A 24755-nucleotide genomic window follows, 5' to 3' on the forward strand; every position below is an offset into this window, starting at 1 on the left:
AACCATCGGCCGTCTTTGTGTTGGTGCACGCTCATGGTCTATTACCTGCACACGTTACATGCCATGACTGGATCCTACCCTTGTTCGAAAACTTCCGCCATACGACACCTGCGGATCTATCTGTTTGCCGGTCTGGCTGGTTGCTTCAGATTCCACACTTTTCTTTTTATTTTGACAACCTTCCATATTCCATAACTCCAGGAGGCAAGTGCAATAAACGAAAACAATACCGGCTGAGGAGGTGAATTATGGAAATATCTCATCCATTCAAGTAAGCTCATTACCGTTACTATTCCCAAAAGGATGGCAATCTCAGTAACCTTGTGGAAGATCTTATCAATCTCTTCCTGAATTGACTGCCCAGGCAATCGAAGCGGGGAGGCTTTGAGCGGGGGAACGTTTTTCGACTTTCTTTCTTCTAAGACTGAGCATTCTCTTTCCTCATCTGATGATTTCAGCTCCTTTGGTGCACTCAGGTTATCGCCAACTCTGGAATATTCTTGAGGCATTTTGAAATTTCAGATGGAAGGAGAACGCTTATTTCTGCAATTTCGACATGAAACTCGGCCGGACGAAAATAATAATTTTAATTATTTTAATATCTTAATGAATTTTAATCAGATCGTTTCTACTTGCACTCGGATAAATACCTGAAATAGTCTTCCCGAGTAAGATTTGCTGTCCTCATATTTGAAAGGATAATATCGGGGTCAATTTCATTGTATGTGGGAATCACTACTGGACGTAAACAACCTTCCTTGACGTAGCACCTATGATCGCCTCTTTGCCTTTCAAATACGAAGCCAGCCCCTCAGGAAGATGCATTCCAACGTTTTCCAGTGAACTGGCGTTATCCGTGGTGACAATTTCTGCCCTCATCAAACTTTGAGAGGAGGTAGAGCGGAATGCTAATGCTTTCAGGAGCAGGGCCGGTTTCGGTTCCTACATCTTGCGTTACAGCCTCAAACCCGCACTCTTTCAACACCTGCTCAAGGGTGCCACGATCGATACAGGATTCAAAAAAGAGATGAAGGGCCTCAGCAAGATTGCGCTTGGCTTCATCTTCGGTCGCTCCCTGGGAGATGATATCCAGAGCAGGACATGAGGCGACAACCCATTTTTCCTTTTTCTTGAGCTGCAGGGGGAGCTCAAGGGTCATTTTGATTCTTGATCCCATTTCGACGCTCCATTATGTCCGTTGTGGCGGATAATTTTGCTCTCCAATTTTTGATTTTGCTCTTTTCATTTAATACTCGGTTTCGCATTGTAAATAAATGGGAAATGAACCGGAAGCTAGTAGTCAAAAACAAAAGCCCAACCTCTTTCAAGATTGGGCTAACTTATTGATTTCGTTTGGTCGGGACGACTGGATTCGAACCAGCGCCCTCTGCGTCCCGAACGCAGCGCTCTACCAGGCTGAGCCACGTCCCGACCGAATAGACGGATTTCTTAGCAAATAATGTTTTGTCTGTCCACTCTTTTTAAAAATTTATCGACAATTCTCATTTTGGGTAATTCTCATGATCCTGTCATTGCCGACATTCCCCTCAATCCCCTTTCAAAGAGGGACTTTGCCACGGCAATCCCCCTTTTGAGGAAGCAGGGGGGAGACGTGTTCACTTTCCAAAATGAGAAATGCTGGTGATTTGAGCGAGATATTGATTTACTGGGAAAGAAGAGAAACAATAGATATGCTGAAAAGACTATATTGCCCATTGAAAGGAACTGAAATGGTTTCAGAGGAATCTGCCCCCACACAGGAAATCAACATCTCCTCTCATGAGGATTCGCCTGAAACAGCGAAGGAGGCTCCCCATCCCTTGGCCCTGAAGACGACGGTCTTTCCTCATCTGCCAGGGGTTTATCTGTTCAAGGATACGGATGGGACCGTACTCTACGTAGGCAAGGCCAGGGACCTCAGAAAGCGCGTGGTCAGCTACTTTCGACAGGCGGGTTCAACGAGCGCCAAGACACGGGTACTGGTCTCGAAGGCCTCAGACCTGGAATACGTGATCACTTCCACGGAAAAGGAAGCGCTTCTCCTGGAATCGAGCCTCATCAAGAAACACCGCCCCCGATACAACGTGATCCTTCGCGACGATAAGAATTACCCCGCCCTGCGCATCGATCTTCGCAACCCTTTCCCCCGCATTGAAGTCGTCCGGCGTCTTCAACGGGACGGAGCCCTTTACTTCGGCCCCTACCCGTCATCCTATGCCGTCCGGGAGACGCTCAAACTGCTCAACCGGATGTTTCCCCTCCGTCAGTGCAAGGGCAAGCATCTCGTTCCACGGGAGAGACCGTGTCTGAATCACGCCATGGGGCGTTGCCTGGGGGCATGCGCCGGAAAAATCTCCCAGGAAGATTACCGGAGAATGGTCGATGAAGTCGTTCTTTTCCTGCAAGGGAAAACAGATGTGCTGCAGCAAAAGCTTCGGGAGCGGATGGAACAGGCCGCGGAAGCGCTGCAGTTCGAACAGGCCGCCTTTTACCGGGACCGTCTCCAATCCATTCATTCCATGCTCGAAAAACAAAACGTCGTTTCCGACCGGTTCATGAATCAGGACGTCATTGGAATCTACCAGGAAACAGATGGAACGGAACTGGCGGTGCTCTTCGTCCGCCAAGGAGTCATTGTCGGTCAGAAAAACTTCGACATCAAGGAACCCCAGGGAGAACCGGAAGAAATTCTCACGGCTTTCATCCAGCAGTATTATGCGGAAGGACGCTACATCCCCGACGAAATTCTGATTCCCGCCTCCATCGAAGCCGAAGAAGTGCTTGGCGAATGGCTGAGCGAACTCAGGGGAAAGCGTGTCCGCATCTGGCCGGTCAAGCGCGGAGATCGCAGGCAACTTCTGGACCTGGCAGAAAAGAATGCCCGGGAGCGATTCATCAGTCACCGGCGCATGCAGCAGCGGAATGCAGGCCTGCTGGAAAGCATGCAGCGCGTTCTCAAAACTCCCCGTATTCCTTTCCGCATGGCCTGTGTAGATATCTCCAATATTCAAGGGCGCCATGCGGTAGGGGCTATCGTCGTGTTCGACCATGGTCAACCCGACAAGAGCTCCTACAGGAGTTACCGCGTTGAAGGAAAGAACGAACCCGATGATCCGGCCATGATGGCTGAAGTGGTAGAACGGCTCTTCCGTGAAGAACCCGACCTTACGGCAAGCCTGGATCTCCTGGTTCTGGACGGGGGCAAAGGACAGTTGAACCGCATCCACCGCCTCATGCAAGATCTTGGCATGCTTGAACAGCTTCCCCTCATTTCCATCGCCAAGGAAAGAGAAGCGGACCGGGGTGAAAAAGGCCGGGGGTTTTACGAAAAGATCTATATTCCTGGGCGCAAAAACCCGCGCATCCTGTCCAGTTTTCCAGAGATTCTCCACCTGCTGCAGCGGTTGAGAGACGAATCGCACCGCTTTGCCATCTCCAACTATCAGCAGATTCATCGCCATGAACTGCTGACATCCGCCCTGGACGCCATTCCAGGAGTGGGTTCCAAACGACGGCAACTCCTGCTGCAGCAATTCGGAAGTGTGGAAAATCTTCAAAACGTGACCAGGGAGGATCTCAAAAAGATTCCGGGAATTTCCGAGGCAATAGCCGAAAAGATCCAAGAGGTTTTGGGGAATCAACTGCCTGATGGCGCATCGTGAAAAATAAAAACAAACTTCTACTCGCCATCACCGGGATCTCCTTCAGGCGATTCCTCCAGTGGCACCCGCTTCAGCAGGCGAGTGGCCAAGGTTCGGAGTTCGGGGTCGGGAAGGGACTTGGCGAGCTTTTTTTCCTCGGGTGTCAGAGTACGCGAGGGCGCTTTCTTCCTGGAAAAGGGCCGTACCCGTTTGGACTTCACTCTCTCCAACTTATTATAATTTGGGTTGAGAACGGGATTTGCTTCCGGCAATTCTCCCACCTTGATGGTTATCTTTTCCACGAGAGGTTCAGGGAATTTTTTGTTGATCTTCTCGATCAAGTCTTCCTTGAGCAGTTCCAGATGATGTTTCCAGACGGAATCATAGGCCACGACTACCAAGACCTTGTTCTTAAGGGATTTGGGCTGTGAATAGCGGGCCACCTGTTCTCCCACAAGTTCGCCCCAATCCCCCAATGGATTTGCTGAAAAGACCGGATGTTTCCGGAGCACCTGCTGCAGTAGAATCCCAATGGTAAATTCTTGATCTCGCTTTTTCAACCGACCGTCCCTGAAGAATCCTTTTCACTCTCCAACGACCGTTCCAGGCGCCGCAGTACTGCCTGCATTTCTTTGAAATGCCGCTGCAGCGTCTCCAGGATGATCAGGGTATCACTGCTTTGGAAGGGTAAGCGTGAAAGGAACTGATCGTAAATCAAGGCGTCTACATTGGAGAGATAGAGATTTTCGAGCCGCTTCATGAGGCCGGAACCCAGGGCAAAAATGACACTCAGGACAATGGCTTGGGCGAAAGGGAGGAAACCTGTGAAGGCTGGTTTGAGAATATTTTGAATTTCCTTCTGACTCGTCAGGGCGGGCTGCAGCTGAATGTAAAACAGCCAAAGAGCCTGAATCAAAGCCAGGAGAGGTAAAAACCACAGGAGCCATTGGAAAGGAGACCACGCCCCCCAGAGGATCTGCCAATCCGCCTCCGCAATGCGCCGTTCTTTTTCCACCAGATCCTCGGAAGAGAACGCACCCTGGGAATCTGCCAGCATCAAACGCACACGACGGAACGGATGAAAGATGAGTTGAAAATGAACGGGTCTTATTTTTTGCAAAAGCAGTTCGGTGGGAAAGAGAAAAGCTCGATTGGAAGATGCGCTGTCCCACACAGGGACAAAAGTTCCCACCGGCTTCTTGATGTATCTCTCGAGCAGGTTCCTCAAGAAAATCTTTCCGCCATACTGCACGAGGAGCCAGACGAATCTTCCCCCAAGAAAGATCCAGCCCACCCAGGCAATATAGATGAGGAACTTTCCCAATGGATCCACACAGAACCATGAGAGCTGAAACCAGAATCCAAGGGATGTCAATTCTCCCAGTTCCAGGCTGGAAAGTGAACTGAAGTGTTCCGGAGAGGCGATGGTGTATGAACCGGCCACGGGATAGGCAAACACCATACAAAACAGGAAAAACAAAAACCACCGGAGCCTTTGGACGGCTTCATATCTTCTGAGCCCATATTCCATCGATTTCAGATAATTCCTTCCCGCAGTCTCTTCCCCCACAAAGGGTAGAGAGAAATAAACGCAACCGGATTCAAAGCTTCAAGTCATTCTCAAATACCAAAATCAAACACAATTTTCAAACATTGTCTCCATCGCCCCTTTTCCCATATCGCTTTATATGGCAAAAAAAAAGGGGGGAGCATGATGCTTCCCCCCACCGGCAGTGAACTGCTTATTTCTTCCAAATAGGATCCTCAGGACCGTATTTCTCGGGAAGAACCGCCTTCTCTGTCCAACCTTCGGGAAGCTTGGTTCCCGGTTTCTCACCCAGCTTTTCCTTTAACTTGGGAAGGCCCGGACGGGCGAACTCCATGTGCCCCTCTTTCAGGGTCCGGCCGTTGACGACGGCTTCCGAACGGAGCCGCATGCCAGCCGTCTTCTCCATCTTCCGGCCAAGCCACAGAATGCGGTCAACGTCGTAGCCATGCTCAATGCCCAGCTCGTCGATCTGGACCAGCAGGTCTTCCGTACAGATCAGACCGACGTAGCGGGGATCGGCATAGTAGTACTCACCGGTGCCCTTGATGGGGCAGTCATCGAGGAAGTTCGCCGGCTGGCCGCCGAGGCCGCCCAGCGTCGACTCGAAGCGGCAGATGCCCGCCTGAAGGGCTGCCAGGATGGATGCGGAGGCGACGCGCTTCGTCTCGTGCAGGTGGCAAAGGTGGGCCTCGGGATTGGGCATGGCATCAAGAACCATCGAAAAGTAACGGTACACCTGGGCTGCGTTGGCTGAACCGTCGTGGTCCGCGTGCTCGATGTCGTGGGCACCGATGTCGAACCAGCGCTTCGAAAACTCAACAGCATCCTCCAGCTTCGTGGCACCGCTGATGGGGCTGCCCCAGATAGTGCTCACAGTGCCGCACATCTTCATACCTGCGTCACGGGCTTTCTTGATACACCGCTCGGCTTCCTTCCAGTAGTTGGGAAGCGTCGTACCCGAATTGGCGAAATGATGCTCTTCGTCGGTGGAAACCATCATGAGGATGCGGTCGGGACCGTACCCCTTCTGCCTCATCTCGATGGCGCGGTCAACGGCGCTCTCACGAATGGTCACGCAAGTGAGCGTCACGTCCTTGTCGATGTCGATGCCCTTTCGGGCGGCGCGCTTCCTGAACTCGTCGCTGCGCATGGCCTGCATGACCTCTTCGGCGTCCACGAACTGAGGCGTCGTCGTGACGGCACCCAGGTTCGTCACTTCCAGTTCGCGGCAGCCGGCAAGAATCAGCTCCTGACCGTAGAAAATCTTCGCCTTCGTGGAAATGAACTTCTCGAGATGCTGAAAACCGTCACGGATCGTAATGTCACCGATAGTCACCTTCTTTGGCATCCTCGGGAAAATTTTCCAATAATCATACTCTGTCTTTATTGCCATGTTGCTCCTTTCTTTCTCCGCCGGCAAAGTTTCTCCAGGATAAGAAGCAGCAGCCTCTGAATGTGTCCTGCGCTGTCCATGAGGTGACTGGCTTCAATATGTCTCGTTGTCGTATTAAGGTCCCATTGAAAATCTTCCTAAAATAGATCCTTGTCGTTTCCCTCCTATTGAAGTCTGATAAACAAGAACCAATTGGACTGAAGAGGGATCCGTCAGTCCGCTCCACTACTGCCTTGCTGAACGCCCCGGACTTGAGCCAAGTACCGGTCTTCGTAATACGCAGCCGTTTCCCCATACATTTTCGTAGGAACAGCATCCTGCCGCGACAAGGTATGCGGTTGCCGGTTCCTGTCTCGGCAGGATGCCGTTCCTACAAAGAAATGGCCACATATTTACAGTTTTCGGTACTTAGAACCTATCCAGAACCTCCCTGTGGACTTTGCGACACCCCCCTTGTCCCCCCCCCCTCGAGGAGGGAATTAAAGGGGGGTGTCCGCTGCCGAGAAATGTTTTCGGATAGGCTCTTAGAAGCGCAGATTTCCGAAAGCGGGTTCGCCTATGGGCTTGAGCAGGCTGACCTCGAAAGCCATGGCCAACCAATCCCTCACTTCCCGAAACTTGAGCACCCGGTCGTTCAGGATGCGAGCCGCGCAGTAAAACGGATGCGCCTCGCCGTCATATTTGTCCATCATCTGCTGGCGAAAGGCCTGCTTCTCACCTGCGCTCATGGGATTGCCCGCGCTCACTCTTTTGCGTTCCTCGATGGAGAGAAGCACTTCAGCGGCCGACCGCCCACTCATGACCGAGGTCCTGGAACGCATGGTATGAAAAAGAAAATGAGGACGGTAAGCACGGCCGCACATGCCATAATTGGCAGCCCCATTGTCGGGGCCGATCACCAGTTGAATCCGCGGCACCTGGGCGCAGGATACGGCGCGCACCATGTCCGCCCCGTACTTTCCGATGCCCATGTGTTCGGATTCCGATCCCACCATGTAACCGGGTGAACTTTGCAGGAAAAGCAGAGGGATTTTTTCCTGGGAACAGCGCACGATCCATTCCGTGGCCTTTCGCGCCGCTTCGGCAAAAATGATTCCCAGCCCGTTGGATGCGATGATCCCAACGGGAATACCTTTTATGCAAATTTTACCCGTCACGATATTATCACCACGCCCCGGAGCATATTGCTTTTTGTACTCCACAAAGCGGCTGTCATCGGCGATCCCTTCCAGAAAAGCTCGAACATTTATTCCCTGATGAACCTTTGCCGGAAGGTTTTCGTAAATGGATTCCACGGGCACTCGAGGCGGCACTTCCGGGTACCGGTGTATAAAAAGCCTCTGAGGCGCTTCCAGGGAAAGAATATCCCGCACACGCTCGATGGCCTCGTCCTGGCTCCGGCAAAAATGATCCGCTCCACCGGAAATGGTCGTATGAACCCTTGCTCCACCGAGATCTTCCGCTGAAATGACTTCGCCGGTTGCAGCCTTGACAAGCGGCGGGCCCCCCAGGAAGGAGTAGGACATCTTATCGATCATCACAGACTGGCAGGCCATGAAAACGATATACGCCCCGCCGGCGGTGTTTCCCCCCGTGCTCAGAGTGATCTGCTTCAACCCCATGGCCGACATACGGGCCATGTTATAAAACATGGAACCGAAATGCTGATCGTCCGGAAAGACATCCGCCTGCATGGGAAGATAGGCCCCTCCCGAATCGGCAATGTAGACGCAATTGAGCCCGCATCTTTCTGCAATGGCCTGGGCTCGCATGTGTTTTTTGAGAGTAATGGGAAAATAGGTGCCGGCTTTCACCCGGCTGTCATTGGCAACGATCATGGTCCAGTTGCCGTGGATTTTTCCAATGCCCGTCACGATGCCCCCGCAGGGAACATCCTCCACATCGGGGTAAAACATTCCGAAGCCGGCCAGACGGCTCAGTTCGAAAAATTCCGTGTCGGGGTCCGTCAGCTTCTTGATGAGGTCCCGAGCTGTCTGTTTGCCCTGTTTTGCCAGGCGTTGAACGGCCCGGTCTCCACCCGGCCACATGGCCTCGTGAGCACGTGCGTCCAGTTGAAGCTCTTCATTTTCCCAAAAAGCCAGGTTTTCTTTCTTTATTTCCGTTAAGTCCGCCATCTTGCATCCTCATTTTCGGGCGATGAATGTCAAGCACCGGAATTCCTGCCTTGCCGCCCCTGGCTCGGGGCTCCATCCCACGGCCCTTCATCCCGGCACTGTGCTCTATCTGCCTTTGTAAATGGGCTTGCGTTTCTCACGAAAAGCGGTCAACCCTTCCAACCGGTCTTCCGTTGGAATGGTGACCCAGTAAGCATTGGATTCAATGGCAAGTCCCGTATGGAGGTCGCTTTCCAGACCATAGTTGATGGCATACTTGGCTTGCTGGATGGCTATGGGGCCGGTCTCACAGATCATGGCCGCCATGGCGAGGCATTCGTCAAGGAGGGCTTCCGGGGAACAAATCTTGTTCACCAAACCGATCTGGAGTGCTTCCTCTGCCCCCACACGACGGCCGGTAAAAATCAGTTCCTTTGCTTTTCCCCGGCCTACGAGGCGAGGCAGTCGCTGAGTCCCTCCCGCACCTGGAATGATGGCGAGTCGGGTTTCCGTGAGGCCCATGGTCGCATTGAGGGAGGCCAGACGCATGTCGCAGGCCAGAGCCAGTTCGGTCCCCCCTCCCAGGGCAATGCCGTTGACGGCCGCAATGACCGGTTTATTCAAGAATTCAATGAAAGTAAAAAGATTGCGAATCGTAAAAATGAATTCTTTTACCTGCTGTTCACTGAGGGTAGCTCTTTCTTTCAGATCAGCCCCTGCGCAAAAGGCTTTTTCCCCGGCCCCCGTGATGATCACAACCCGTACTTCAGGGTCGAAATGTAATGCCTCCACACGTTCTTTGAGGGATCGAAGCATCCCGAAGCTCAGGGAATTCATCACCTCGGGGCGATTGAGAGTGAGCACGGCCACCTGATCTTTTCGTTCTTCAAGGACCAGTTGTTGTTCCATAACTCCTCCGATGAGTATGAGATCGGTGGTGAAGGTTACAGTGGACAGGAAGAAGCTTCGCTGTGGCTCAATCGTCCGTTCTCCTGGACCGGCCGTGACGCGGATGCATACTCCTTTTCACGTGCATCTGCCTGCCCACTGTCTATCATTCGAATTTATCGCTGGGATTTTCGGGCGAATTCTTCGCGGGTCAATTCACGGGCAATGATCATGCGCCGTATTTCACTCGTACCGGCGCCGATTTCATACAGTTTGGCGTCACGCCACAGTTTTTGAACGGGGAATTCCAGGCAATACCCATAGCCGCCATGGATCTGGATCGCCTGATCGCACACCCAGGTCGCCGTCTCTGCGGCAAAGAGAATGGCGGAAGCCGCAAACCGGGTCAGTTCGGTGCCCTTCCCACCCCGGGGGGCCGTTTGAGCCGCTTCCGCCGCCCGATAGACCAGAAGGCGGGCAGCTTCCGTACGGGAGTACATATCGGCAAGCTTTTGCTGGATCATCTGGAAGTTTGCAATGGGCTGCCCGAACTGCTCGCGGTCCACGGCATAGCGGACGGAATAGTCCAGGGCCTGCTGCGCCATTCCCACGGACCCACCCGCCAAAACGATGCGTTCGATATCGAGCCCGCTGGTTACCACATTGACTCCCATGTTTTCCTGGCCCACAAGGTTTTCTGCGGGAACTTCACAATCTTCAAAAACCAGTTCCGCGGTGGGAGACCCGCGCATGCCGCACTTTTTGAGCTTCCTGGAGACGGAAAAACCGGGAAAAGTTTTCTCCACGATGAATGCGCTGATCCCCTTGGCGCCCTTCTCGGGATCGGTTTTGGCATAGACCAGCAGAGTGTCGGCAATGGTTCCGTTGGTGATGAAAATCTTGCTGCCGTTCAATATATACTTGTCGCCTTTTTTGACGGCACGGGTCCTGAGCCCCATGGCATCCGATCCCGCATTGGGTTCGGTGAGTCCCAAAGCGCCCACTTTTTCGCCCGCAACGAGGGGGGGCAGGTATTTTTCCTTCAATGCATCGTTGGCGTTCTTGTAAATATTGTTGGCACAGAGGTTGGAATGAGCTCCGTAGGACATGGCCAACGCGGGACAAATGCGGCTCATCTCTTCTATGGCCAGGGTCTGCATGAGCACATCGCCACCCAGCCCCCCGTATTTTTCATCGATGGTAATTCCCAGGATGCCGATTTCAGCGCATTTTTTGAAAAAGTCAGGCGGGAACCAGTCTTCATCGTCAATCTTTTCCTGCAGGGGCCCCAGCTCGTTCACAGCCCACTTGTATACCGTTTCCTTGATCATGCGTTGTTCATCAGTCAGCTGAAAATCCATCCGAATCCTCCCTTTAGCGTTGGACCTCTCAAAAGCGCATTTTCTGCCCATAGACGCGCGTTTTCTGGAAAGTGTTATCACTCCAGCCCAAAAAGATAGTTTTGTTAATATCAAATTTTGTGAAGAAATCAAAAACTAAAATGAGCAGATTTGAAAAGCCGGTCACAAAATAGTCATTGAAAACGTTCGCCCGACAGAACAGAAAGCGCATCAACAAAAGGTTGGAGAGGTTGTGGGAATGCAGAAACACTATGGCATCCATTCCCATGTTTGGAGCACGGGAACAAAGATCGATTCGGCTTTTCGGGAAATGTCCGTGTATGACAAATCTTGGATGCCGAGTCAAATAGGGCTTGAATAGTGGGTAAAAACAAAGTATTCATTTTTCATACTTCTAAAAAAGATTGGATTGTAAGTCTCTTCAAAAAACATTTGTTAAAGCCGTGGGCGAGCCCGTTTCCATGTACGCCCAAAGTTTTTTCTATATCGCTGAAATTGAAGGAAATGAGGCGTCTGAAAATATGGATCGATCGGTTGGAATTTCATTGAATTTTGCATCCGACTCCCATGGCCCGGAAAGTCGCAACGAAGCACGAAAACGAGTGAATGGCTGAATCGGGCAGCCCATTCGCTAATTCCTTGATTTCCCAGATAAAAGACAACAAGCCTGTTGAATGGGGCTTTTTGCCAGCCACACAATTTTTTTACTTCCATCCGGATCGACAGATGAAATCAGGCATTTTCCTAATCCCTATCAGTTCAAGAGGCAAAAATCAGGCACGGCTTTCATTGGAATCTCCGCCCGACATCAGGCTCGAATAGGTCGGTTTTGCCAGCTATCCTTTTTTGCGCACCAATACGCTTTACATGGCCTGCATTTTGTGCAAAGGACTGACAAACATTGTCCGGAAAAAGTTGGGAAGACCATGGTCCTGGATTGTTGGGAGGAAAATCGAAAGGGGTATGAGGTGAACAGGAAAGAGGAGATTGAATGATGTTGAGGTTCTCGAAAGTTTGGTTGGTATTGCTGGGAATGGGGCTTTTTTTTCTTGCAGGCGCTGGATGCGTTATGGCCGGCGCTGCTCCCGCCTCGATACCGGACGAGATTCCGGTCAACGTTATCGACGATAAGCCGGTCCTGGTGCCCGACGAGATCGTGGTGAAGTTCAAGGAGGGTGTGGAAGAGACGACCAAGACGACTATCATTAAGACTTTCGGGCTCAAGAAACTGCGCGAGAGCCGTAAGCCTGGAAAATTTACGGTCTTTCGTCATGCCAATCCCAAAGCTGTGCTCGCAAAACTCAGGAAAAAGGGCGCCGTGGAATTCGCCGAACAGAATGCCTACGCGTATGCGTTCGGAGTCCCCAACGACACCTATTACAAGTACCAGTGGCACATGAAGCGCATTGGCATGGAGGATGCCTGGGATCTTTCCACCGGAGAGGGCGCCATCGTAGCGGTGGTGGATACCGGGGTAAGGCAGAACCTGACAGACCTCGACCAGACCAAATTCACTGCCGGTTATGATTTCGTGAACAACGACACAGATCCCACGGATGATAACGGACATGGCTCCCACGTGACGGGCACCATCGCGCAATCCACCAACAATACAAAAGGGGTATGCGGCATAGCCTACAACGCGACCATCATGCCGGTCAAAGTCCTCAATGCATACGGTTCGGGGACCTATACGCAGATTGTCGACGGCATCAATTGGGCGGTGGAACATGGGGCCAACATCATCAATCTCAGTCTGGGCGGTTCCTCGCCTTCAACCTTACTGGAACAGGCCATCAATAACGCCTGGCAAAAAGGCGTGTTGGTCGTCTGTGCGGCAGGGAATTCGAGCACGAGCGCACCTAGTTATCCCGCCGCCTACGAGAATGCCGTTTCCGTGGTCGCCACTGCGGGAAACGACACGCTTGCGTCCTACTCCAATTACGGCAGCACCGTTGACATCGCCGCGCCCGGCGGAGACTATGGCGATTACAATGGAGACGGTTATAGCGACAGAATTCTTCAGAACACATTTTCCGGAACCAGTACCGGCTATTATTTCTATTCCGGCACATCCATGGCCAGCCCTCATGTAGCGGGAGTGGCCGCTCTCATCAAGGCAAAGAAGCCAAGTCTCACAAATGCTGAAATACGGGATATTCTTTACAATACAGCAGATGATCTAGGAAGTTCCGGCAAAGATACCACCTTCGGCTACGGGATGGTGAATGCACTGGCGGCGCTGCGTTATGTAGAAACCCTGGAACCGGACAGCCAGTCACCTAAAGCTGATTTTTCCTATGAACTCAAGACCTATCCCAATGTCGCTTTTACGGACAAGTCCACGGGAAGCGTCACATCCTGGTCCTGGGAATTCGGCGACGGCGAAACCTCCATTGAACAAAGTCCCGAGCACACATATGCCGCAAGCGGTAAATATAACGTGACCCTCACCGTGACCGACGACTCCTCCGGATTGCAAAATGCAGTGACAAAAGAAGTGACTGTAACCCAGAACCCGACGGCCGATTTCACCTTCACCGCAACCGACCTTACGGTCACTTTTACCGACGGTTCCTCCGACAGCGACGGCAGCATTGCGTCCCGGTCATGGAACTTTGGCGACGGCGCATCCTCCACTGCGCAAAATCCAAGCCACACTTATACCGCCGCGGGCACATACAACGTGACCCTGACCGTCACGGACAATCTTGGCGCAACAGCCTCCACATCTAAATCCGTGACCGTCTCCGCTCCCGTGAACCAGAACCCGACGGCCGATTTCACCTTCACCGCAACCGACCTTACGGTCACTTTTACCGACGGTTCCTCCGACAGCGACGGCAGCATTGCGTCCCGGTCATGGAACTTTGGCGACGGCGCATCCTCCACTGCGCAAAATCCAAGCCACACTTATACCGCCGCGGGCACATACAACGTGACCCTGACCGTCACGGACAATCTTGGCGCAACAGCCTCCACATCTAAATCCGTGACCGTCTCCGCTCCCGTGAACCAGAACCCGACGGCCGATTTCACCTTCAAAGCGACTGACCTTAAGGTCGATTTTACCGACGGTTCCTCCGACAGCGACGGCAGCATCGCGTCCCGGTCATGGAACTTTGGCGACGGCGCATCCTCCACTGCGCAAAATCCAAGCCACACTTATACCGCCGCGGGCACATACAACGTGACCCTGACCGTCACGGACAATCTTGGCGCAACAGCCTCCACCTCTAAATCCGTGACCGTCTCCGCTCCCGCCGCCGCTACCTCCATGTACGTTTCAGCCATATCCATGACCATTTTGAGGCCTTCTTACAGTTACTACTACGCCAGAAGCACCATCACCGTTAAGGATACCAGTGGAAATCCGGTCAGTGGCGCCACTGTTTCGATTTCTTGGAGTGGCGTGGTTTCCGGCACCGCCAGCGGGAAGACCAATTCCAGCGGTCAGATTACATTCGCCTCTCCTTCAAGCAGATCGCGAGGTCCGTTCACTATCAAGGTTAACAGCGTTACCCATAGTTCGCTCACATACGACGCGAGCAATTCGAATAACGTTTCAACCGCAACCAAATCTTATTGATCTTCAGATGAGTTTCTGAAAACAGGGTCCGAAGGCATGGCCTTCGGACCCTGCTCATGTCGTTCCAACACCGCCCACAGAGTCCTTTCCGATCCGATCCCGGCGAATCAAGCAACCTATAGTTACTGAAAATTGTATACTCCGCGCGGATGAGATCCTGACTTCTTGATGATCTTGTAGGAGGGGCTTCCAGCCGCGACAGGAACCGGCAACCGCACACTTTGTCGCGGCAGGATGCCGCTCCCACAAAAACGCACGGGTAAACGGGTGCGTAATTACGAAAACCAGTACTAAGAACCTATCCGGAACCCCCCCTGTGGACTTTGCGACACCCCCCCTTCAATTCCCCCCTCGAAGGGGGGGGCCAAGGGGGGTGTCCGCTGCCGAAGTAGATTTTCGGATAGACTCTAAGTCTATAATTTCATTAACAATCGATATCTTTAAAAAAAACAAAAGGTTTTAAATTTTTATCTTGACACCGGATGTGAATGACTGTATTCAGGTTTTAAAAGATTGGTAGTCTAGTGAGCACTTTTGATTTTCCCCTTTGTTGGCCGCAAGTTAAGTTTAAGCGATTAAAGGGTTGCGGTATTCATTAAAATGGAAAATATCACAATATTTTGATCGGTTCAAGATAGCTATAGATTGCCATTGGTTGCTTTGTTCATTTCACTTTATACTCTGCACAGATAAAATTAAAATTATTGATCATTGTGTAGGAGCGGTTGGAAATCGTTCTTAGGGAAGTCCGAGGTATCAGCCGTTCATAGTATGCCTTTCGCAAGATTATAGTTTTTCTCCTTAACAGTTTTTCTCCTTAGATGAGTAAGTGGCCGTATAATTGCGAAGACCAGCATTAAGCATATTACGCTATCGCTTTCATTAATGGTTGTCAAGCGAGCCAAGGTCGCGATGAAAACAGTCGGGATTGGAGGGTTCGTTCATAGAATTTAAACCCGGCTGTTCGGTCTAGAAGCTGGCTTGTATCTCGTAAACCCTTGACAGAGGAGGAAGAAAAAAGAGGGAAAGAGAGGAGCATACATGTCTTTTTGCCAAGCAACTTAACAGGGTGAAAATGAGAAGAGGAGGAAAAAAATGAAAAGAAAAAGTATTTTGATTTTTGCGATGTTTTTTGCTGTAGCTTTTATGGCCGGAGCAGCATTCGCTGCCGATGAAGGCGCATCATACGACAAATACATCAGACCCGTTCCTGCGGGCGAGGGCTGGGTCCAGATTATGTCACAAAAGGTGAAAGTACCCCGTACGACCGATCTGGCCGTAGGTGTCTCCTTGGCGACGACCTTTGGCGAGTTTGAGCGCCATGGCGGTCCCGGAGGCTGGGACGCTAACAGCTGGCCACAGCCGACCCTCAAGATTAAAGTGGTTGTAGATCCAAAATGCCATTGGGGTAGTTGGGGCTGGTACCACGACGACGACAACACGGGTATTCCCAGCTATGTTAACTTTGAGCGCTTGGAATATGGCCTTGTAATCAACTCTACGCCTCTGGCAATTCAAACTGAATGTTCAGAAGACATGGATGGATGCAACGTGACCGGTTATACGGACGGCAGCGAAGTCCTCACCGCAGAGGGTGCTCATATTGAAGAATGGGCGCCGGCTCTGGGTCGTACTTTTAATTTCATCCTCAAGGATGTAAGTTACAACAAATGGAACCGTGGCGAGCATAAGATTGCCGTCTATGCGAAATTTGATGTTGGATATGGTCATGGTTGGGGCGATGCCGTTGGGGTAGAAACTTCTGATGATGCAGGAGCTTCCATGCCATGCAAGTATTTCGCACTTATTGACAAAGGCGTCATGACTTTTACGCCCGTCAACCTGCCTTATCGTGGCAAGGGGCCCGTTTACCTCGGCTTCTAGTATCACAGCCTGATGGTTTTTGATTCTTGGAATCTGTCTAAATTCCATAATTGAAGCCAGTTACATCAAGCGCGTCGGGTGCTTCCTTCACCCGGCGCGCTTTCTTTTTTAGCAGTTGGCGGCCCTTTATCTTTCAAGACGGATGCCGACCCGTCTCACAGATGAAGGGAAGCGGCCACTCATCGCAATGGAGTCCCACCTCCATGCGCTCTTTCACGGCCCGGTCCAGCATGGCGGGCAATCCGCCTTTTTCTTCGGGGGAAAACCCGAAGGCCTCCCGCCAGATGTCCTCCCCTTCCATGCAGAGATAAAGGCATAGCTCCGGGTCTACCCTCCGGATGCGCTCCACCATAAAGGAGTAGAGTTCCACACGAATGTCGCGGAAATAGCGCATCTTGTCGTCCAACCCCCGGATGAACTCCCCGTAAGGAATGCGGCTCCGGGGATGCCTATGCTGGATGATGGGCTTCAATTCCGGCATGAACCGAAACGCTCCCAGGCTCATATAGACAATACGGGCCGGATCGACGGCATCGAAAAGGCGGTCCAAAGTCTCCCCATACCCTTTGCGCCAGTTTTCGTGATCGATCATGGGGTCAAAATGAAAGGCCAGCCAATATCCACGCTCCTCACAATAGCGGGCCGCGGCGAGTCGGTCGCGGATCGTCGCCGCCCTGAGTTCCTCACGGCGCTGGATTTCATTTGCATTGAGAGACCAACCGACGATGGTATGCCCCCCGTGTTCCAGGTCGTCGAGATTTCCCACGGAATACGTTTTCGTCTTGAGTTCCAGAACCGCATTGGGTTGACGAGCGAAGAGCGGCACCAATTGCCGGGAAAATCCCGTCCAGGGATCCAGGAGCAGTGAATCGGTGAATTCGCCGGTCCCCACCCGGTAGAGTGTTCGAGGGTGAGTCCGCAACTCTTCTTCGAGCTCCCGGAACATATCGGGGGTATTCCCGAAGAGCCGCAGATTGGGCTGGTTGAGATAAGCCTGTAGGAAGCAGTACGTGCAATCGAGAGAGCATTGGACTCCAAAGTGGAGGATGCGATAGCCGCAACAGCAGTAATGACGGGTACCGGGGCAGGATTTTATGAAACGGCCGCGGAACGCAACCACTTCAAGAACTTCGGGGTCTGCGTCCCGCCTCTCGGAAATGCGTTCCACGATTTCAAACTCGGCGGAGGGAAGGCGCTCCCGCAGGTTCTTGACCAGGGGGCTGCCGGCCACTTCGGCTTCAATCAATATCTTTTTCGGTGCATGTACGTACATAAATGTTCTGAAAAACTTTCTTTGGGGGGAAATCAACGCATCTTGAGCCGCGATGCATTCAGCGGCTCCTTCATTCCACGAGCGTGTCTGGAAACATCAAAGATTCCAGTGCGGGGGAAAGAGCAAGATCCCTTGCCTTCTCCACCGCTTCCTGCAGTTCCTTCGGGCGGGAAAAGGCGAGTTGGAGCTGCCATCGTTCGCCTTCGAAAGTGGGGGGGTGAATCAGCCGCATGGCCTTAGGAAGAGACAGCCCCTGCAACTGCCGTTCAAAATGTTCTTCACGCGCCTGAAGCCTGGGGAAACGCAGCCGGGTGAGCAAATCCCGCAAAACCTGGGTTTTCCGGCGATGGTTCTGGTTGGGGTCCGCAATGATGCTTTGCACCGGGGGATCATGAAGGACATCGGCCCTTTTCCGCCCCTGGCGCAGAGCGACCTCCGTGATGCGTTCGAGGATCTCCATCTGAACACTGGCGCTGCATCTCAATTCCTTGAAAAGAAGCAGCATTTCCAGTCTCACATCCTCTTCCCAATGCATCAGTTCCAGCGCCGTCCGGTCAAAAATCTCTTCGCAAGCTACCGCCTCGAGCAGTTCGTCTCCCGCTTCGGCCAGCCGGCACCATTCCTCCAGTGCCTCGGGTTTGGCGGCCACCTGAAGCAAAGGAAAATACTCCCGCACGACCTGTTCCGGCGGGAGCAATTTTCTCAATTTTGAGATGATCTGAGCCTTTTCGGCAACATTGGGCGGAGCTCCCAGAAGCTTACCTTCCAGACGCATCAGCAAAAGATCCCTCGCATCCGTTTCCTCGGGGAAAACCATGCATTCGATGCTCTCAAAACCGTTTCGCCCGGCCCATTGGAATCTTTTGAATCCATCCACGACGACATATCGCTTCGGCCCTTTATGCAAAACCCGGGGAGGATCGAGAAAACCGAATTTTTCCAGAAAGGATTCAAGCCTTGCAAAGGGCTTGAAGCTCCGAATCGCATAAGTCCGATCTTCCCAATCCACTTCATCAAGAGGAACTGCAGCTAAAAATCCCTTCATATCAACTCTCGAGACCGTGGCCTGATAAACGTTCCAGGGCTTCCAGATAGCGTGACCGGGTGTTGGCCACCACATCGGCGGGCAGTTCCGGCGGGGGGTCGGAGACCTTCCAACCCGACTGCACCAGGTAATCCCGAAGATACTGCTTGTCGAAACTCTCAGGGCTGCACCCGACCTTATACCGGTCGGCAGGCCAGAAGCGACTGGAATCGGGTGTCAGGACCTCATCGATGAGCATCAGACGACCTTCGATCAGGCCGAATTCAAGCTTGGTATCCGCCAGGATGATTCCCCGACTCAGAGCGTACTCGGCAGCTTTCGTATAAATCTTCAAACTGATATCCCTGACGCGGGCTGCCATTTCCTCTCCTATGGATTTGGACATTTGCAGAAAGGAAACGTTTTCATCGTGTCCGCCCTTTTCCGCCTTGGTGGAAGGGGTAAAAATGGGTTCCGGAATCCTCTGAGCTTCCTGCATGTTTGGAGGAAGCGGAATGCCGCAGACCTGACCGGTTTTCTGGTAATCCTTCCAGCCAGATCCCACCAAATAGCCACGGACGATGCATTCAAAAGGCAGGACCCTGGCCTTTTTGACCCACATGCTGCGCCCCGCCAGTTGGGCGGCATAAGGTTGGCAGGGAGCTGGAAAATCAGCAACGTTGATGCTGATCAGGTGCTGTTCCACCATGTTGCTGAAAAACCGGAGCCAAAAATTTGAAAGCTGTGTGAGTATCTTCCCCTTATCGGGAATAGGGGTGGGCATCACGACATCGAAAGCCGAAATACGGTCCGTAGCGACAATGAGCAAACTGTCGCCGAGGTCGTAAATGTCCCTCACTTTGCCGCGTGACATGAGTTTTAAATCGGGAAAATGTGTTTCCAGAATGGGGCCTTCAGCCATCTTTTCCTCCTGCTTTCAAAAAAATATTGCCGTCAAACAATAGAATCCAATTCATAGCGAACATTTCTTCGAGTACAAAAAATTGCAAAGACATCATATACCATAATCCCGCAATAAAACCGTGCGGAGGCGGCATAAATCCAGGTTGACCCCCGTGTCGCCATTTGTTATCCTGCTTTCGTGTGGATATCAAGTATTTCTAAAGAGATGTCAAAAGAAACGTGATAAACAGGGATAATACTATGAAAAAAACGACAGCTCCCTCGAGCAGGCCTCTGCGAGGCATTGCGGCTCTTTTCGATGATTTTGAGCGTAAGGAATTTTTCAAGAAATATCTGTTTTTTCTCGGATGGGTGGAAGTTCTCATTTTGGCTGTCTGCTGGCTCTATCAGTTGGGTGACGGAGGCTACGACCGATTCGGTCCCGTCGAAATTCCATTTCCATGGAAAGCATATTTCTTGGTTTCCTTTCTGGCTCCCATTGCCATTACTTTTCTTATCGGCATGGTCGTCGTCGGTTTCAACAAGTATTTCACAGAGGCCGAGGCCGAAGCGGTTGAAGGTCAGAGCATCGAAATCGATGGGATAGAGATTCCAGGCGACAAGTCAGGGCACATCTACAAGATCTACCGGTGGGTTCACTTCCTGCGCCGTCTCCCTTTTTTAGCCCTTCTGCTGCTCCTTGCGGTCGCTGTCGGTTTTTTCTATAATTTGGATGCGATCCTTTCCTTTCTTGCAAGCGTGGGAGAAAAGTCCGTAAAGATTTTTCTCATTTCCGCCGTAGTACTGGTCGCTCTCGCTTCCGTTTTCGCCCTCATTCTCATTGTGCTCAACTACCAGCTTCGCAAACGATCCATGGAATACCAATACAAGAGCGAAGTGGCCGAGCGTTTTGGCCTCATCATTCTTGAAGACAACACGGTGCTCAACCGCGACGGGAAGCTCCTCATAAACGGGAAGAAATGGAAGGAAACGGTTCCCTTGCTTCCGGCGGAGAGTTCCGGAGTTTCTCCTGAAACGGAAACCACCGGTGTCCCTCTGGCCCCCTCTGTAGATTTCAAAACTTCTTGATAAGGGAGTTGGCGGGTTCCAATATCCCGTTATTCACCACGGAGACACGGAGGGCACAGAGAAGATTTTGGAATTCTTATAAACTCCCATGACCGGAACGGTCACAACGAAAAATGAAAAAGGCAAAGAGACGCAAGCCAATATGGAAAGCGGGAAACGCTCTTGAAAAGCGATATTATCATGAGCTACGAACCATGAGCCTTTTTCATATTAAATTCCTCTGTACTCTCTGTATCTCTATGATAATTTTGCTTCAGCCTTTTTCAGGTTTTGCATGCCTCCACCCAATCTGTCCAACTTCCAAAAACGTGCCCTGGATTACATTCGACAGGAAAAACTCATCGAGACGGGCAGCCACCTCCTCATCGCCGTTTCGGGAGGCCCCGACTCGGTGGCTCTTCTCCACATCCTCCACGTACTTCAACAAGTTCTGAACCTCACCCGTCTCACGGCGCTCCATTTTGATCATCGTCTGCGCGGAAAGGAATCGGAAGGCGACAGGGCATTTGTGGAAAAGTTGGCCGCCAATCTTCGTGTTCCTCTTGTCTGTCGCAGCGAAGATGTACTGGCGTATCAGCGCCAACACGCCCTTTCTCTGGAAATGGCCGCCCGCGAGCTGCGGCATCGTTTTTTTTACGATCTTCAGGTTCGACTCGATGCACAAAGAATAGCGCTGGGACACACGGCCAACGACCAGGCAGAAGAGATTCTTCTCAGACTTTTTCGTGGTACGGGCCCGTCGGGCATGGTCGGCATGCTCCCCAAGACGGATCGGGGAATCATACGCCCATTGCTTTTTGCCACACGACAGGAAATCATGGCGTATCTTTCCGAGCAGGGGCTTTCCTTTCGAGACGACTCCAGCAACCAGGAACCTTTCTGCCAAAGGAACGTGCTCCGTCTGGAGGTTTTTCCTATTCTGGAAAGGCACTTCCATTCTCAGGTAATCTCAACCCTTGCCAGACATGCCGGACTGGTTCGAGACGAAGAAGATTATTGGGAAAGGCATCTTGAAGAATGCTGGGCGTCTGTATGCGTTGAGGAAGCCCCTTTGAGGATCGCCCTGAGAATTTCCTCTCTCCTTTCACTTCATCATGCTGTTCAGAAGCGGATTTTGCGCCTCGCCATCTCTAAGATTCGCGGAAACCTGCAGGGAATCTATTCAATCCACCTGGAAAACCTTGTCCAATGGGTCCGCCAAAGCTCATCGGGTAAAATCTTCGAGTTTCCCGGCGCACTTTGGGCCGTTCACAAAGGGGATTCCCTTCTATTCTCAACTATCCCACCTCTTTTTTCCCAGCCGGCCCCCCTTTCCTTGTCCGCACATATTCCCCGGCCCGGCCTTTATGCTTTCGGCCCATTTCATCTGAACCTTTCATTGCAGGATCGAGGGTCGTTTCCAGACCAGGCGATGCCGCCGACTTCCCCTCATTCAGTTCGGCTGGATGCCGACAAAGTCAAATGGCCTTTGACCCTTAGAACGTGGCAACCTGGAGATCGCTTTCAACCCATGGGGTTGGCAGGAAGCAAAAAACTGCAGGACTTCTTCATGGACAAAAAGATTCCGCGAGAGCAAAGGAAAGAGATCCCCCTGCTCTGTGACAGGGAAAAAATTTGCTGGATCGCGGGATACCGCCTGGATGATCGAGTTAAGGTCACGGAGCAGACCCAGTCGGTCCTTGCCATAGAGATGCGGGTAAATTCCGAAACCTGAAAAAGGAAGCGTGAAAACAGGGGGGATGCCCCCGGAGAGACGGCCAGGAAAAAACTCTACAAGCTATTCAACCGCTATTTTTGCTTTGATGGCTTCAAACTTCTTGTCTCCAACCCCTTTCACGCTCTTGAGGTCTTCGACGGTTTTAAATGGGCCATTGGCATCTCGATGTTGAACAATCTGCTCAGCAATCTTGGGTCCAATGCCCGGGAGTTTTTCCAACTCGGCGGCATTGGCCGTATTGATGTTCACTTTCGCCTGAGATGCATCTTCCACTGCAGGTTTTGCGGCAGCCGGCTCTTCCTGTTTGGCCTGTGTTCCCCCCTCCGTCGAACTCGCACTTGAGACAACCGGAAACGTACAACAAAGCACTGCAACCATCAGTAGGAGAATCAGGGGAACGATGCTTTTCTTTGCCATGGGGGCGCCTCCTTAAAATGTGGGAAGCCGCCTCTCCGGGAGCAGAAAATGTATGGAAAAAGTCATACATGAGCTACTAATATATCAGGCGATCTCAATGTCAAGCGAAAAATCGCCCATATCATTCGGGCATATAGGGAAGCCCTTCCAGGGAGGGTTCGAGGCCTTTCAAGATTTTTTCCAATGCGGCTTCCAAGTCCTTTTGCGGGCAAAAGACGACTTCCCCCGTCTGCCTCACCTTGATTTCGACTTCCTCCTTTTTCAAAAGCTTCTGGCTCACCACCACACGAACGGGGATGCCCAGAAGGTCGGCATCTTTCAGCTTGACTCCGGGTGAATCGTCACGGTCGTCATAAAGAACCTCGTATTTCTCTTTCAACCGGGCATAGAGTTGCTCGGCCACATCCAGGACTTCCTGCTTCTTGCCAAGAGAACAGACCTCCACCTGAAAGGGAGCGATGGTGATGGGAAGGACGATACCGCTCTCATCATGCCACTGTTCCACCACAGATGCCATGAGGCGCTCCACACCGATTCCATAACATCCCATCACGACTCTTTGCTGGGAACCCGAAGCATTGAGGAACGTGACATCCATGGAGTCGGGAGCGGTGTACTTGGTACCCAATTTGAAAGTGTGCCCCAATTCAACTCCCCGGCGAATATCCAAAACGCCCTTTCCGCATCGCAAACACCGGTCACCCTGCCGCACCTCGGCAATGTCCACCCGTTCTTCACACTTGAAATCGCGTCCATACAGCACATTCTTGAGATGCACGTCGGGCTCGTTCCCCCCTGCCACATACAGGGTCTCTTCCTCGACGGACGTATCGAGAACCACTCGAACCCCCTGGAGTCCGACAGGCGACAGGAAGCCGCCATGGAGGCCTTTGCTTGCCAGCACATCCTCTGAAGCGAGGGTCATGTGGATCGCTTTCAAATGATTGGTCAATTTGGTTTCAGAGATATCGAAATCTCCACGCACCACCGCCAGCACCAGTTGCCCGTCCGCTTCGTAGGCCACGGTCTTGAGGAAATGATTTTCACTTATATCGAAAAACTTCATGAGATCCGCAATGGTCTTGACCTGGGGTGTGGCGACTCTTTCCATGGCCGGTGCTTCGCCTGCAAGTCCCTGGAAGGAAGGTTTCGCTCCCACCGCCTTTTCCGTGTTGGCGCGATAGTCACACTGAGTGCACATGACGAAATGGTCTTCGCCGCTTGGAGATTCCAACATGAATTCATGGGACCCCGTCCCACCCATGATGCCCGAATCGGCTTCGATGGGAACCGATTTGAGACCGCACCGGGCGAAGATCCTCAGGTATGCGTTGAAAATCCTGGGATAGTAGGCATCGAGATCCTCAAAATCCCGATGAAAACTGTAGCCGTCTTTCATGAAAAACTCGCGGACTCGAAGCAATCCGGCTCTCGGACGGGCTTCGTCCCGAATTTTGGTTTGGATTTGATAGAGCATGACAGGCAGGTCGCGGTAGGATTTGAAAAACTGTTTGGCAATGTCCGTCACCACCTCTTCATGAGTCATGGCCAAAACGAATTCCCGGTCTTTTCTATCCTTCAGGCGGAAGAGTTCGTCTCCTATATCGTAGAATCTTCCGGTTGTCTTCCAGAGTTCCGCAGGGTTGAGCACGGGCATGGTGATTTCGAGGCCTCCGATGGCATCCAGTTCGTCCCGAAGGATTTTCTTGATCTTTTCAGCCACCCGGTGCCCCAACGGTAAAAGCGAATAGATGCCGGCCGCTACGGGGTGAATATAGGAAGCGCGAAGCAGAAGAATGTGAGACGGGGTTTCAGCTTCCTTGGGAACATCAAACAGGGTATGAATGAAAAAATTTGAATAACGCATGCCTCTTCGCCTCCAAAAATTGTCTTTTATATTTTAAGAAACCATT

The 24755-nt window shown here is 51.9% G+C and carries 18 protein-coding genes and 1 tRNA gene; 5 read left to right on the forward strand and 14 right to left on the reverse strand.

The genetic code is table 11. From position 1 onward, the window contains the following. Window positions 1-116 precede the first annotated feature (116 nt). The 3 genes from QMG16_RS09320 to QMG16_RS09330 all read right to left on the reverse strand — a co-directional run bounded on the left by QMG16_RS09320 (window position 117) and on the right by QMG16_RS09330 (window position 1431). Entirely contained in the window at window positions 117-509 is a 393-nt protein-coding gene (locus QMG16_RS09320) for a hypothetical protein (RefSeq protein WP_281793705.1), read from the reverse strand. 341 nt (window positions 510-850) lie between these two features. Beyond that, window positions 851-1177, reverse strand: a complete 327-nt coding sequence (locus QMG16_RS09325; protein ID WP_281793707.1) for a type II toxin-antitoxin system HicB family antitoxin — start codon at window positions 1175-1177, stop codon at window positions 851-853. Between the two features lie 177 nt (window positions 1178-1354). Next, window positions 1355-1431, reverse strand: a tRNA-Pro gene (locus QMG16_RS09330). A 299-nt stretch (window positions 1432-1730) separates the two neighbouring features. Between QMG16_RS09330 and uvrC the strand changes: the two genes are divergently transcribed. Continuing rightward, entirely contained in the window at window positions 1731-3662 is a 1932-nt protein-coding gene (gene uvrC / locus QMG16_RS09335) for an excinuclease ABC subunit UvrC (RefSeq protein WP_281793709.1), read from the forward strand. A 17-nt stretch (window positions 3663-3679) separates the two neighbouring features. Here the strand turns inward: uvrC and QMG16_RS09340 are convergent, their stop codons facing one another. From QMG16_RS09340 to QMG16_RS09365, 6 genes are all read right to left on the reverse strand, one after another. Next, complete coding sequence (locus tag QMG16_RS09340) at window positions 3680-4201, reverse strand: DciA family protein (RefSeq protein WP_281793711.1); 522 nt, start codon at window positions 4199-4201, stop codon at window positions 3680-3682. After that, window positions 4198-5172 carry a hypothetical protein gene (locus QMG16_RS09345; protein WP_281793713.1) on the reverse strand — a complete coding sequence of 325 codons (975 nt, stop codon included), beginning with the start codon at window positions 5170-5172 and terminating at the stop codon, window positions 4198-4200. The genes QMG16_RS09340 and QMG16_RS09345 overlap by 4 nt, the downstream gene beginning before the upstream one ends. 211 nt (window positions 5173-5383) lie before the next feature. Beyond that, the gene (locus QMG16_RS09350; protein WP_281793715.1) at window positions 5384-6583 is read right to left on the reverse strand and encodes a hydroxymethylglutaryl-CoA lyase-like TIM-barrel protein; all 1200 of its coding nucleotides are present in this window, start codon (window positions 6581-6583) and stop codon (window positions 5384-5386) included. A gap of 524 nt (window positions 6584-7107) precedes the next feature. Beyond that, window positions 7108-8718: an acyl-CoA carboxylase subunit beta gene (locus QMG16_RS09355; protein ID WP_281793716.1), complete on the reverse strand. Its 1611-nt coding sequence runs from the start codon at window positions 8716-8718 to the stop codon at window positions 7108-7110. Window positions 8719-8823: 105 nt separating this feature from the next. Continuing rightward, on the reverse strand, window positions 8824-9606 hold the full coding sequence (locus QMG16_RS09360; protein WP_281793717.1) for an enoyl-CoA hydratase: 783 nt from the start codon (window positions 9604-9606) through the stop codon (window positions 8824-8826). A 155-nt stretch (window positions 9607-9761) separates the two neighbouring features. Then, window positions 9762-10946, reverse strand: a complete 1185-nt coding sequence (locus QMG16_RS09365) for an acyl-CoA dehydrogenase family protein (RefSeq protein WP_281793718.1) — start codon at window positions 10944-10946, stop codon at window positions 9762-9764. A 991-nt stretch (window positions 10947-11937) separates the two neighbouring features. Here QMG16_RS09365 and QMG16_RS09370 point away from each other — a divergent pair. Together QMG16_RS09370 and QMG16_RS09375 are read left to right on the forward strand one after the other, a co-directional pair. After that, complete coding sequence (locus QMG16_RS09370; RefSeq protein WP_281793719.1) at window positions 11938-14535, forward strand: PKD domain-containing protein; 2598 nt, start codon at window positions 11938-11940, stop codon at window positions 14533-14535. 1095 nt (window positions 14536-15630) lie between these two features. Continuing rightward, entirely contained in the window at window positions 15631-16419 is a 789-nt protein-coding gene (locus QMG16_RS09375; RefSeq protein ID WP_281793721.1) for a hypothetical protein, read from the forward strand. Window positions 16420-16552: 133 nt separating this feature from the next. Here QMG16_RS09375 and QMG16_RS09380 read toward each other — a convergent pair whose 3' ends face one another. The 3 genes from QMG16_RS09380 to QMG16_RS09390 form a co-directional block, all read right to left on the reverse strand. After that, window positions 16553-17692 carry an SPL family radical SAM protein gene (locus tag QMG16_RS09380; RefSeq protein ID WP_281793723.1) on the reverse strand — a complete coding sequence of 380 codons (1140 nt, stop codon included), beginning with the start codon at window positions 17690-17692 and terminating at the stop codon, window positions 16553-16555. 70 nt (window positions 17693-17762) lie between these two features. Then, the gene (locus QMG16_RS09385; RefSeq protein WP_281793724.1) at window positions 17763-18737 is read right to left on the reverse strand and encodes a ParB/RepB/Spo0J family partition protein; all 975 of its coding nucleotides are present in this window, start codon (window positions 18735-18737) and stop codon (window positions 17763-17765) included. A 1-nt stretch (window position 18738) separates the two neighbouring features. Then, the gene (locus QMG16_RS09390) at window positions 18739-19638 is read right to left on the reverse strand and encodes a phosphoribosylaminoimidazolesuccinocarboxamide synthase (protein ID WP_281793726.1); all 900 of its coding nucleotides are present in this window, start codon (window positions 19636-19638) and stop codon (window positions 18739-18741) included. Window positions 19639-19880: 242 nt separating this feature from the next. On the opposite strand from QMG16_RS09390, the gene QMG16_RS09395 reads away from it, so the two are divergent. Next, a complete protein-coding gene (locus QMG16_RS09395) occupies window positions 19881-20708 on the forward strand; it encodes a hypothetical protein (protein WP_281793728.1) in 828 nt (275 codons plus the stop codon). A gap of 274 nt (window positions 20709-20982) precedes the next feature. Beyond that, entirely contained in the window at window positions 20983-22422 is a 1440-nt protein-coding gene (gene tilS / locus QMG16_RS09400) for a tRNA lysidine(34) synthetase TilS (RefSeq protein ID WP_281793730.1), read from the forward strand. Window positions 22423-22485: 63 nt separating this feature from the next. Here tilS and QMG16_RS09405 read toward each other — a convergent pair whose 3' ends face one another. Together QMG16_RS09405 and QMG16_RS09410 are read right to left on the reverse strand one after the other, a co-directional pair. Next, complete coding sequence (locus QMG16_RS09405) at window positions 22486-22842, reverse strand: ComEA family DNA-binding protein (protein WP_281793731.1); 357 nt, start codon at window positions 22840-22842, stop codon at window positions 22486-22488. Between the two features lie 121 nt (window positions 22843-22963). Continuing rightward, on the reverse strand, window positions 22964-24709 hold the full coding sequence (locus tag QMG16_RS09410; RefSeq protein WP_281793733.1) for a proline--tRNA ligase: 1746 nt from the start codon (window positions 24707-24709) through the stop codon (window positions 22964-22966). Window positions 24710-24755: the final 46 nt, after the last annotated feature.

Origin of the sequence: Desulforhabdus amnigena (assembly GCF_027925305.1) — a bacterium.
Classification (GTDB): domain Bacteria; phylum Desulfobacterota; class Syntrophobacteria; order Syntrophobacterales; family Syntrophobacteraceae; genus Desulforhabdus; species Desulforhabdus amnigena.